The following is an 11,151-nucleotide window of genomic DNA, read 5'->3' as shown; positions in this document are numbered from 1 at the left end:
TTCTCGACCTGATCCCCAGTCAGCGGGGTTCGTCCGCACGGCCGTTGGGCCGTTCCGACGCCTCAAACCTTAGCGGACTCGCTCCGTCTTCCCAAATCGAGGGGAGTGGAATTGAATTCGGGCATGCCGAATTCGCTCCCACTGGAGGAGCACGTCTTAGGTGTGAGTGCCGCAGATGCGGCAGAAGTGTCGCATCAGAACCGTTACGGCCCCGTGGCAACCCGAAGAACTCTACGGATCGGTACAGGGTGCGTCAAGGGCTCCCGTCAAGATCTTTTAGTCCAGGTCCTCGAGGCGGCCGCCGGCGTCCGGCTGGGCGTGCTCCACCCGGCGGAGCAGCCGGGTGAGCACCTCGCCGAGGGCGGTGCGCTCCTCGGGTGAGAGGTCCTGGAGGAGGTCGGCCTCGAAGACCGTGGCCTTGCGCATGACCTCCAGCCACTTCTCGCGGCCGGCGGGGGTCAGCTCCACGATCACGCGGACCCGGTTGGACTCGTCCCGCTCTCGGGTGACCAGGCCCTCGGCGACCATGCGGTCGATGCGGTGCGTCATGGCGGCGGGCGTGAGGCCGAGGCGCTTGGCCAGTTCGCTGGGGCCCATCCGGTAGGGCGCGCCGGAGAGGACGAGGGCCTTGAGGACCTCCCAGTCGGCGTTGCTAATGCCCAGTTCGGCGGTCTGGCGTCCGTAGGCGACGTTCATGCGGCGGTTGAGCCGCGACAGCGCGGAGACGATCTTCTCGATCTGCGGATCGAGGTCCTGGAATTCGCGCTGGTAGGCGGCGATCTGCTCTTCGAGGGACGGCTCGCTCAGGCCGGGGGTGTCACCCATGGCCGCAGTATGGCACGCCCTCACTTTGCCTTGAAGTCCTTCGCTGTGTACTCTTTAGCTTCGAATTTTAGCTTCGAAGTGTTGATGTCTAACTAGTGAGAGAGGTGAACGTGACCAGGGCGATGGGCGCAGCGATGCGCCGGATCCATGTGGGCAACGCACTCAGCGCCTTCGGACTGGGCTTCACGGTCCCCTACCTGTACGTCTATGTGGCGCAGGTGCGGGGGCTGGGGGCCGTGACGGCGGGCATGGTGCTCGCCGTCTTCGCTGTGGCAGCGCTGATCGTGCTTCCGTTCGCCGGGCGGGCGATCGTCCGGCGCGGCCCGCTGCCGGTGCTGCTCGCCGCCCTGGTCACCGCCGCGCTCGGGGCGCTGAGCCTCGGTCTCTCGGGCAGCGCGGTGAGTGTGCTGCTGTCGTCGGCGGCGCTCGGTGCCGGTCAGGCCGTGATGCAGCCGGCGCTGGCCACGATGATCGTGGACTGCTCCTCCTCGGGGACGCGGTCGCGGGCGTTCGCCATGCAGTTCTTCCTGCAGAACCTGGGTCTTGGCGTCGGCGGTCTGATCGGCGGGCATCTCGTCGACGCCGACCGGGCCTCGTCGTTCACCCTGCTGTTCTCGCTCGAGGCGGCGATCTTCCTGCTGCTGGTCGTGGTCATGGCGACGGTGCGGATGCCGCACTCGCCGCGGGTGGAGGACGCGCCGCGGTCGGCGAAGGGCAGCTGGAAGCAGCTGCTCGGCAACCGGGCCATGGTGCAGCTGTGCGTGCTGGGCTTCGTGCTGTTCTTCGCCTGCTACGGGCAGTTCGAGTCGGGGCTGAGCGCCTACGGCGTGGAGGCGGCCGGGATCTCGACGTCCGCGCTGGGCACCGCGCTGGCGGCGAACACGCTGGTGATCGTGGCGGCGCAGTTCGTGGTGCTGCGGTTCGTGGAGCGGCGCAAGCGCTCGCGGGTGATCGCCTCCGTGGGGCTGATCTGGGCCGTGGCGTGGGCCGTGGCCGGGTATGCGGGCCTCGGCAACGGCAGCCAGGAGATGGCGACGGCCGCGTTCGTGTCGACGTACGCGCTGTTCGGTCTTGGTGAGGCGATGCTGTCGCCGACGCTGGCCCCGCTGGTGGCCGATCTGGCGCCGACCGGGATGGCGGGGCAGTACAACTCCGCCTTCGCCCTGGTGAAGCAGCTCGCGCTGGCCGTCGGACCGGCGGTGGGCGGGCCGCTCGGTGCCTCGCTGCACGCGCCGTACGTCGTGGTCTTCCTGCTGTTCTCGCTGGGGATCACGGTGCTGGCGCTGCGGCTCGGGCGGCTGCTGACCGAGGCGCAGGACCATCCGTCGGCCGCGCGCAGCCGGGTGGTGGCGCAGGGCGGCGCGCCGACGGGGCACGCACCGGCGCAGGTGTGACGCCTGCGGTCCGGCTCGCCTCGGACGAGCCCTGCCGCGCCCCCGGTGGGCGGCCGGTCTACGGCCGGCCGGGGTGCGGCAGGGCGAACTCGCACCAGACCGCCTTGCCGCCGCCCGGGGTGCGGCGGCAGCCCCAGTTGGAGGCGATGGTCGCCACGATGGAGATGCCCCGGCCCGACTCGTCGCCCGGTTCGGCGCGGCGCCGCCTGGGCAGGTGGTCGTCGCCGTCGGTGACCTCGATGATCAGACGGCGGTCGGTGCGGCGCAGGCGCAGGCGCATGGGGGGTGTGCCGTGCTGGAGGGAATTGGCGACCAGCTCGCTGGTGGCGAGGACGCCCAGGTCGTGCAGCTCGGTGGGGAAGCGCCAGCTGGTGAGGACCCCGGAGGCGAAGGCGCGGGCGCGCGGGGCGGCCTCCACGCCGCCGAGGAGTTCCAGGGCGGCGTTGCGGAAGAGTTCGGACTCGGGGCCCTTGCGGGCGGGGTGCTGGAGGACCAGGACGGCGACGTCGTCGTCGTGGTCGGGGGTGACGCCTGCAGAGCGGACCAGGCGGTCGCAGACCACCTGGGGGCTGCCGGTCGCGCCGGCGAGGGCGCGTTCCAGGGCGGCGATGCCCTCGTCCAGGTCCTCGTTGCGGCGCTCGACCAGGCCGTCGGTGTAGAGGACGGCGGTGGAGCCGGGGCCGAGGGGGACGGAGCCGGAGGAGTGCATCCAGCCGCCGGTGCCGAGCGGGGGGCCGGTGGGTTCGTCGGCGCGCTGGACGGTGCCGTTCTCGTCGCGGACCAGGATCGGCAGATGGCCGGCGGAGGCGTACACCAGGCGGCCCTCGTTGGGGTCGTGGATGGCGTAGACGCAGGTGGCGATCTGGTTGGCGTCGATCTCCATGGCGAGGCCGTCGAGCAACTGGAGCACCTCGTGCGGCGGAAGGTCGAGGCGGGCGTAGGCGCGCACGGCGGTGCGGAGCTGACCCATGACGGCGGCGGCGCGTACGCCGCGGCCCATGACGTCGCCGATGACCAGCGCGGTGCGTCCGCCGCCGAGGGTGATCACGTCGTACCAGTCGCCGCCGACCGCGGCCTCGGTGCCGCCGGGGTGGTAGGTGGCGGCGATGCGCAGGTCGTCGGGCTCCTCCAGCTCCTGCGGGAGCAGGGAGCGCTGCAGGGTGACGGCGGTCTCGCGCTGGCGGCGTTCGCTGGCGCGCAGCCGTTCGGCGGCCTCGGCGTGGTCGGTGACGTCGGTGGCGAAGACCAGCACGCCGCGGCCGCCGCCCGCCTGGGTGACGGGTGTGCAGGTGAAGGTGTAGGAGCGGCCGTCGGGGGCCTTGCGGGACTTGACCGTGCGGGGCTTGCCGCTGCGCAGCACCTGGTCAAGGAGGGGCAGCAGGCCCAGTCCGGCGAGTTCGGGCAGGGCGCCGCGGGCGGGGGCGCCGACGGGCCGGGACCCGAAGGCGGCGGTGTAGGCGTCGTTGACGTAGGCGACGCGGTGGTCGGGGCCGTGGACCAGGGCGACGAGAGAGGGGATGCGGTCGAGGACCTGGCGCACTTCGAGGTCGTCGACCGCGGGGACGGGGGGTGTGTCGTCGGTGAGGTGCTCGGCTCGGGCGGCCGGCACGGAGCCGTCTCCCCGCCGGTCCGGGGTGACCGTGAGATCGGCCCGCGCTGCGGCGCGGCGCTGTGTTCCGGGGAGCCGGGCGCTCCAGCGCGTGAAGTTCACGAATCCTTGCCTCGGTTGGTTGTCGGCGGCCCAAGGCCGGGACCGGCCGGGGTCCCGGGACCGCACGGGGCTTGCTGCGGCCCGCCCGCGTGGTGGACCAGTCTGGCAGGCCGCCGACCGGACCGGCATCCGTCAGACGCCGCGCCCGCCGGCGGAGTTCCTGGGTCCGGTCAGGACGACCCCTTCGGGTCGTGCGGGGGGTCTTGAGAAGGCTTTCCACCGGCCGCGAGTTCGAACTCCGCCCGGGGGTGTTCGAGTGAACCCAGGGAGACGATCTCCCGTTTGAACAGCCCGGCGAGGGTCCACTCGGCGGCCACGCGTGCCTTGCGGTTGAAGGTGGGGACGCGGCTGAGGTGGTAGGTGCGGTGCATGAACCAGGCCGGGTAGCCCTTGAGCTTGCGTCCGTAGATCTGGGCGACGCCCTTGTGCAGGCCGAGGGAGGCGACCGAGCCGGCGTACTTGTGGGCGTAGGTCTCCAGGGGTTCGCCGCGCAGGGAGCGGGCGATGTTGTCGCCGAGCGTCCTGGCCTGGCGCAGCGCGTGCTGGGCGTTGGGGGCGCAGGTGCGGCCCGGCTCGGGAGCGGTGACGTCGGGGACGGCGGCGGCGTCTCCGGCGGCCCAGGCGTGCGGGGCTCCGTCGACGGCGAGTTGGGCGGTGCACCTGAGCCGGCCGCGTTCGTCGAGCGGCAGGTCGGTGGCGGCGAGGAGCGGGTGCGGTCTGACGCCGGCGGTCCAGACGACGGTGCGGGTGGGGAAGCGTGCTCCGTCGCTGAGCACGGCCACCCGGTCGGCGCAGGACTCCAGTCTGGTCTCCAGGCGCACGTCGATGTTGCGGCGGCGCAGTTCGGTGACGGTGTAGCGGCCCATCTCCTCGCCGACCTCGGGGAGGATGCGGTCGGAGGCCTCGACGAGGATCCACTTCATGTCCTCGGGCCGCAGGTTGTGGTAGTAGCGGGTGGCGTAGCGGGCCATGTCCTCCAGCTCGCCGAGGGCTTCCACGCCGGCGTAGCCGCCGCCGACGAAGACGAAGGTGAGGGCGGCGTCGCGGACGGCCGGGTCGCGGGTGGAGGAGGCGATGTCCATCTGCTCCAGCACGTGGTTGCGCAGGCCGATGGCCTCTTCCACGGTCTTGAAGCCGATGCCGTGCTCGGCGAGTCCGGGGACGGGCAGGGTGCGCGAGACGGATCCGGGGGCGAGGACGAGTTCGTCGTAGGCGAGCCGCCGGCCACCGGTGCCCTCCTCCTCGGTGGCGAGGGTGGTGATCGTCGCGGTGCGTTCGGCGTGGTCGATGCCGGTGGCCTCGCCGATGATGACGCGACACCGGTCGAGGACCCGGCGCAGCGGTACGACGACGTGCCGGGGGGAGATGGCGCCGGCGGCCGCCTCGGGCAGGAAGGGCTGGTACGTCATGTACGGGTCCGGGCTGACGACCGTGATCTCGGCCTCGCCCCGTTCGAGTTCCCGTTTGAGCTTCCGCTGGAGGCGCAGGGCCGTGTACATCCCGACGTAGCCGCCGCCGACAACGAGAATGCGCGCACGTTCCTTCACCATCCCATGACGCACCCGCCGCTTGCGTTTGTCCACAGGCTCGACGAATTGTGTGACCGGAGGCCAAAGGTGCTCCGCTTTGGCCGAATGACCCATTGCCCGGGAATCACCGCAGGTCAGCGTGGGTGTTCCGGGAGCCGTCCGGGGTTGCATTTCGGACGAATGTGTCTCGTACTCCGATCGAGGGGCGCTCCGTGCGGAACCTGCCCCTTCTGAATTGACCCCCTCTCAACTATGTTCGTCTCTCGACGGGGTGTAGGGGGATGCGCTCATTCGGGTCCGCGACGGGCGGGACCGATCACCGGGCTCGTTCCGTGAGCCCCGGATATGTATGGCGGGGAGAGGTCTCCGGGGGGAGACGTCATCAACCGGGGGAAACATATGCATGTTCAGGAATCCCATTGGTCTTCCGCTGTCGCGACGGGCGCGGCGGTGAGCGCATCCACGGGGGCGGCGCAGACGACGGCGTCTGCGGTGTCCACCAGGGCTGCGGGGTCCACGGGGAACGGTCGCGCGGACAAGGGGCGTACGACGCCGCTGCGGGTGGACGCGCAGCGCAATCTGGAGCATGTGCTCCGGGCGGCGCGCGAGGTCTTCGGCGAGCTGGGCTACGGCGCTCCGATGGAGGACGTGGCGCGCCGGGCCCGGGTGGGCGTGGGCACGGTCTACCGGCGGTTCCCGAGCAAGGACGTGCTGGTGCGGCGCATAGCCGAGGAGGAGATCTCCCGGCTGACCGAGCAGGCGCGGGCGGCGCTGGGGCAGGAGGACGAGCCGTGGTCGGCGCTCTCCCGCTTCCTGCGCACGTCGGTCGCCTCGGGTGCCGGCCGGCTGCTGCCGCCGCAGGTCCTGCGGGTGGGTGTGGTGGAGGACCAGGCACGGGTGCCGCAGCAGCGGACCCAGCCGGGCACGGGTGAGCTGCGTCTGGTTCCGGAGGAGCCGCCCGCGGCGGAGGACGACGCGGGCGCCTCGCAGCTGCTCGAGGTGGTGGGCCGGCTCGTGGAGCGGGCCCGCGCGGCGGGCGAGCTGCGGCCGGACGTCACGGTCTCGGACGTGCTGCTGGTGATCGCGACGGCGGCACCTTCGCTGCCGGACGCGGCACAGCAGGCGGCGGCCTCGGCGCGTCTGCTGGACATCCTGCTCGAGGGTCTGCGGTCCCGTCCGGCGTAGGACGCCGCGGCGGCTGCCGGACGGTTGCCGAGGGAAGGCTCGGGGGCGATTCCGCGCGGGCTCGACCCCTGAGCCTTCCCCGAACACACGCGCTTGAGTACTCGCGTTCGACAGGTCCCCACCAACGAGTGGAAGACCGCCGCTACCGGGCCCTGCCCTGAGAACGCTGTGGCACCCTGACCCCTGTTCATGACGGGCCGGGCAGCTGGCGGGGGCTTTTCGCGATGAGCGACGACGGGCGGGACGAGCCGTGCGCCGACGACGGCGCACGGCAGGTGCCGAGCCAGGGGCGTGCACCGCTGGACGATGTCGACGGCTCGGTCCCGGGCCAGCGCGACCGGCGCGAGGAGGGCGTGCTGCCGCCCCCGCGCGTGCTGCCGCCGTCCGACGCCGAGCTGATCGGCCGGATGCGCTCCGGCGACGACTCGGCGTACGAGGAGCTGTACCGGCGGCACGCCGACGCGGTGCGCCGCTACGCCCGCACCTGCTGCCGGGACACGCACACCGCGGAGGACCTGACCGCGGAAGTCTTCGCCCGCATGCTCCAGGCGGTGCGCGGCGGTTCGGGCCCCGAGCACGCCGTGCGCGCCTATCTGCTGACCTCGGTCCGGCGGGTCGCCGCGCGCTGGACGCAGTCCGCCAAGCGGGAGCAACTGGTCGACGACTTCGCGGTCTTCGCGACCCAGGCCGCCCGGCTCGCCGACGGCACCGACGTCGACACCCTGGATCTGGGCGCGGACGTGCGGGCGATGCACGAGGCCGAGCAGTCGCTCGCCATGCGGGCCTTCCGGTCGCTGCCGGAGCGGTGGCAGGCGGTGCTGTGGCACACCGAGGTCGAGGACGAGTCGCCGAGCGAGGTCGCCACGCTGTTCGGCCTGGACGCCAACGGCACCCGGGTGCTGGCCAGCCGGGCGCGTGAGGGGCTGAAGCAGGCGTACCTGCAGGCGCACGTCAGCTCCGCCCTCACCGCCGACGACGAGTGCGCCCGCTGGGCCGACCAGCTCGGCGCCTACGCCCGCGGCCGGCTGCGCACCCGCGCCGAGCGGGGCCTGCGCAAGCATCTGGAGGAGTGCGCCCGCTGCCGGCTGGCCGCCGCCCAGATCGAGGAGGTCGCCTCGGGCATCCCGGCGTTCGTGCCGGTGGCCGTCATCGGCTGGTTCGGCACCGCCGGATACGCCAAGGCGGCCGGTCTCGTCGCCGGCGGCGCAGGCGCGGCCGGGGCGGGTGCCGCCGCGGCGGCGTCGGGCGGCGGCGCCGCGAGCGGGGGCGCGAGCGGCGGTGCCGCGGCGTCCGAGGGCATGGCCGCGCCGGCGAAGGCGGGGATCGCCGCGGGCGTGGTCGCGGTGGCGGCCGCCGTGGTCATCGCCATCGCCCTGTCGGGCAACGAGACCACGAAGGAGGCGCCGCCGGAGGCGGGCCCGCCCGCCTCGGCACCGGCGGTCCAGGAGGAACCGGAACCCGAGCCCACCAGGAAGAACACCACCCCACGCCCCGCTCCGCCCGCGCCGGCTGCCGCCCGTCCCGCACCCGAGCCGACGCCCACGCCCACGCAGACGCCCACACCTGCGCCGACGCCGACGCCGCGTCCCACCCCGACGCCAGCACCGACGCCCACTCCGACACCGACGCCCACACCTCCTCCGCCGCCGCCACCGCCGCCGGCTCCCGTGGTGCACCCGTGGAGCGAGCTGACGTACGACATCGCCGGTGACGGCACGCGCCCCGAGATGCGGATCAACTCCAGCAGCTGGGTGTGGCAGCGCTCCGGCCTGCGCATCGACGGCGTCCGCTACCGCCACGGCGTCACCGTGCACGGCCGCTCGTCCGTCACCATCGACCTGAACCGGCCGTGCAGCTCCTACGACGCGCTGGTGGGGGTGGACGACATGACCATGAAGCTCGGCAGGGTGAGATTCTCGGTCCACGCCGACGGGGTCCCGCTGTGGAACTCCGGGGTGGTCAAGGGCGGCGACCCGGCGGTGCCGGTCCATGTGGACCTCGCGGGACGCGAGACGGTGCGCCTGGTGGTGGAGCCCGTCGGTCACTTCGACGCGGTACTGGCCCTGGCCGACTGGGCGGAGTCCCGGTTCACCTGCACCTAGGGGAACTCGGCCGCACAGAGGCGACGCCGCCGCGACGGGCTGTTCAGCCGGCCGCGCCCGCGCCCAGGGCGCCCCGGCGGACCACGATCCCGCCGGGCACCGCCCGCTGGCGTGCCGGTGTGCCGGTCCAGCAGGTGCCGCGCCGGGCCAGCAGCCGCCGCAGCCACAGTTCCAGGCCCACCAGATCGGCCAGGCCCTCCAGGGGGAGCGGCTCGCCCTCCGCCGCACCGCGCAGCGCCTTGCGCACCACCCGTGCCTCGACCAGCCCGGCTTCCGCGAGCAGCGGGGTGTCGAACAGCGCCATCAGCGAGTCCACCGCGACCCGCAGCCCGGTCCGGGCGGCGGCCACCGCGGCCGTGCCGCCGGTCGGCGCGCCCCAGCCGTCCGGCAGGTCCCGGACTCCGGCGCCCTCCAGCACGGACCGCAGGATCGCCGCCCGCGCCCCGGGCCGAACCCGCAGCGCCTCCGGCAGGGCCCGGCAGGCGCGTACCACCTGGTTGTCGAGGAAGGGTGCGTGCAGCCGCTGGAAGCGCACCTCCGCCGCCTGCTCCAGCACCCGCAGATCGGCGGCGTGGCGGGCGAGTGCCGCCCGCGCCCGGAAGTCCCCGGGGCGCTGGCCGGGGCCGACACCGACGTCCGCGCGGCGCATCGAGGCCTGGAGGCGAACCGATACTTCAGCCAGGGCCTCGCCGGTCAGCCAGCGCGCCGCGGGACCGGGTCTCCCCCAGCTCAGCGCGGCCAGCGAGGCGTCGGCGGCCCCGGAGACCCCGGCGAGGCCGCCGTCGTCGTCGAGGCTGCGGCGCATCAGCCGCTGCGCCAGCTCCTGCACGCCCGCCCGGTAGGAGGTGCGGGCCAGCCGGCGCGCCGCCGCGTAGACGCGTGCGGGCACCATCACCGAGCCGTCCGCCTTGGCCAGCGCGGCCACCGGACGGACCAGATGCCGCCGCTTGCGGTCCATCAGCAGATCGGACAGGCGGGCCGGGTGGGCGTCCAGCACCTGCCGGGCCCCGTAGCCGGTGAAGTGGTCCGCGCTGCCGGCCGCGAGGCGGGCCCGGTGGCGGGCGGCGACGACCAACGAGGGGCCCGGCTCGTCGGTGAGGGGTCCGTCCAGGTCGGCGTAGGGCAGCGTCTCCTCGCTGCCGGTGACCACCACATGGTGCAGCCGGGGGTTCGCGGCCAGGGCGCCGGCCCGCTGGAGTTCGTCCTCCCGGCCGCCGACGACGAGGTCGTTGAAGGTGACCGCGAGCAGCCGCTCCCCCGCGCCGGTGCCGTGGCCCAGCACGGTGCCCGGCATGCCGGGAAGGCCGGCGGCCAGCAGCGCCAGCGTCCCGGAGGCGGGGCCGCCGGACAGGTCGGCTCCGATGCCGGGCACCGGCATGCCGCGTGCGGCCCGTCGCTCCGCAGGGCCCATGCCGGGCACGGGGCCGGGGTCGATGCCCGCGCCGGGGACGTGCCGGGGCGCGGCGAGGCGGGTGCGCACCGCTTCGACCAGTGCGTCCCGTACGGCGTCCACCGCGTGTTCCGGGTCGGCCGGGGGTGCCGCGACGGCGAGCGAGGCGACGGGTTCGTAGCCCGCGATCTCGCGGGCTCCCGCGCGCAGGATCAGCGCGTGCCCCGGCGGGATGCGCTTGACGCCGTCGTACGGGGTGGAGTCGTGCAGCGCGGCCGGTACGTCGGGGGCGGCGAGCAGCGCGGCGAGGTGCCCGAAGTCCAGGTTGGCCTCGATGAGGTCGGCCAGGGGCAGCGCGGCGGTGGCGTAGGCGGTGCCGCCGGCCCAGGGGGTGTAGAACACCGGCCGGGCGCCCGCGAGATCACCGCAGACGGTGATCCGGCGTCCGACCTGCACGACCGCGGTGTAGCTGCCCGGCCAGGCGGTCAGGTGCCTCAGTGCCCCGCCGCGCGCGGCGAACAGGGCCACCCGCAGCTGCTCGTCGGAGGCGCCGCAGGTGCCGAGCACCGCGATCCGGGTCTGCGCGTCGGCCCTCACCACGCGTACCTCGTCGGGCCGCCAGTCGCCGACGGCCCACAGCGGGTCGGGATCGCCCCACAGCAGCTGGGAACCCACGGGATGCACCGTCTCGCCGTCGGTGCCGGTGGCCCCGGCGGAGCCGTACCCACCCGCTCCGGCAACTCCCGCGGCGGTGCTGCTCCACCCCACCAACCACCGCATCGACGCCTCCACAGGCTGTGGACAACCAGTGCACCGTACGAACCGGTTCTCCATGCTGCCACGAAGGAGGCGTTCCAGAGGGTCGGCGGAGCCGCTTGTGCTCCGTCACATGCGCCCCGGAGGAGACGAGGGAGCCGGATTCGCTCCCGCGACACCCGGCGCTGAACTCGCGCTTGCGGCGCCGCGATCGGTGCGCGTCGTCGCAGCTCGAGCCGCTGCACGCCGACTCGAATGC

At 73.6% G+C, this 11,151-nt stretch carries 7 protein-coding genes; 3 read left to right on the top strand and 4 right to left on the bottom strand.

Annotation, left to right across the window (positions count from 1 at the left end; translation table 11 throughout):
* Window positions 1-276: 276 nt before the first annotated feature.
* Window positions 277-825, bottom strand: coding sequence for a MarR family winged helix-turn-helix transcriptional regulator (locus tag HCJ93_RS18650; protein ID WP_167996851.1), 549 nt, complete (start codon window positions 823-825; stop codon window positions 277-279).
* 122 nt (window positions 826-947) lie between these two features.
* On the opposite strand from HCJ93_RS18650, the gene HCJ93_RS18645 reads away from it, so the two are divergent.
* Window positions 948-2,219 carry an MFS transporter gene (locus tag HCJ93_RS18645; protein WP_167996861.1) on the top strand — a complete coding sequence of 424 codons (1,272 nt, stop codon included), beginning with the start codon at window positions 948-950 and terminating at the stop codon, window positions 2,217-2,219.
* Between the two features lie 58 nt (window positions 2,220-2,277).
* Here HCJ93_RS18645 and HCJ93_RS18640 read toward each other — a convergent pair whose 3' ends face one another.
* A complete protein-coding gene (locus HCJ93_RS18640; RefSeq protein ID WP_167996850.1) occupies window positions 2,278-3,930 on the bottom strand; it encodes an ATP-binding SpoIIE family protein phosphatase in 1,653 nt (550 codons plus the stop codon).
* Between the two features lie 170 nt (window positions 3,931-4,100).
* On the bottom strand, window positions 4,101-5,480 hold the full coding sequence (locus HCJ93_RS18635; RefSeq protein ID WP_167996849.1) for an NAD(P)/FAD-dependent oxidoreductase: 1,380 nt from the start codon (window positions 5,478-5,480) through the stop codon (window positions 4,101-4,103).
* 378 nt (window positions 5,481-5,858) lie between these two features.
* On the opposite strand from HCJ93_RS18635, the gene HCJ93_RS18630 reads away from it, so the two are divergent.
* Entirely contained in the window at window positions 5,859-6,644 is a 786-nt protein-coding gene (locus tag HCJ93_RS18630; protein WP_167996848.1) for a TetR/AcrR family transcriptional regulator, read from the top strand.
* 224 nt (window positions 6,645-6,868) lie between these two features.
* Window positions 6,869-8,746 carry a sigma-70 family RNA polymerase sigma factor gene (locus HCJ93_RS18625; RefSeq protein WP_167996847.1) on the top strand — a complete coding sequence of 626 codons (1,878 nt, stop codon included), beginning with the start codon at window positions 6,869-6,871 and terminating at the stop codon, window positions 8,744-8,746.
* A gap of 43 nt (window positions 8,747-8,789) precedes the next feature.
* Here HCJ93_RS18625 and HCJ93_RS18620 read toward each other — a convergent pair whose 3' ends face one another.
* Window positions 8,790-10,916 (bottom strand): asparagine synthase-related protein, encoded by a 2,127-nt coding sequence (locus tag HCJ93_RS18620; protein WP_167996846.1) that lies wholly within the window; start codon window positions 10,914-10,916, stop codon window positions 8,790-8,792.
* Window positions 10,917-11,151: the final 235 nt, after the last annotated feature.

The sequence above is a fragment of the Streptomyces composti genome, from assembly GCF_012034205.1.
Taxonomy (GTDB): domain Bacteria; phylum Actinomycetota; class Actinomycetes; order Streptomycetales; family Streptomycetaceae; genus Streptomyces; species Streptomyces composti.
The sequence above is the reverse complement of the archived record's forward strand: the minus strand, read 5'-3'. Positions and strand labels throughout refer to the sequence as shown.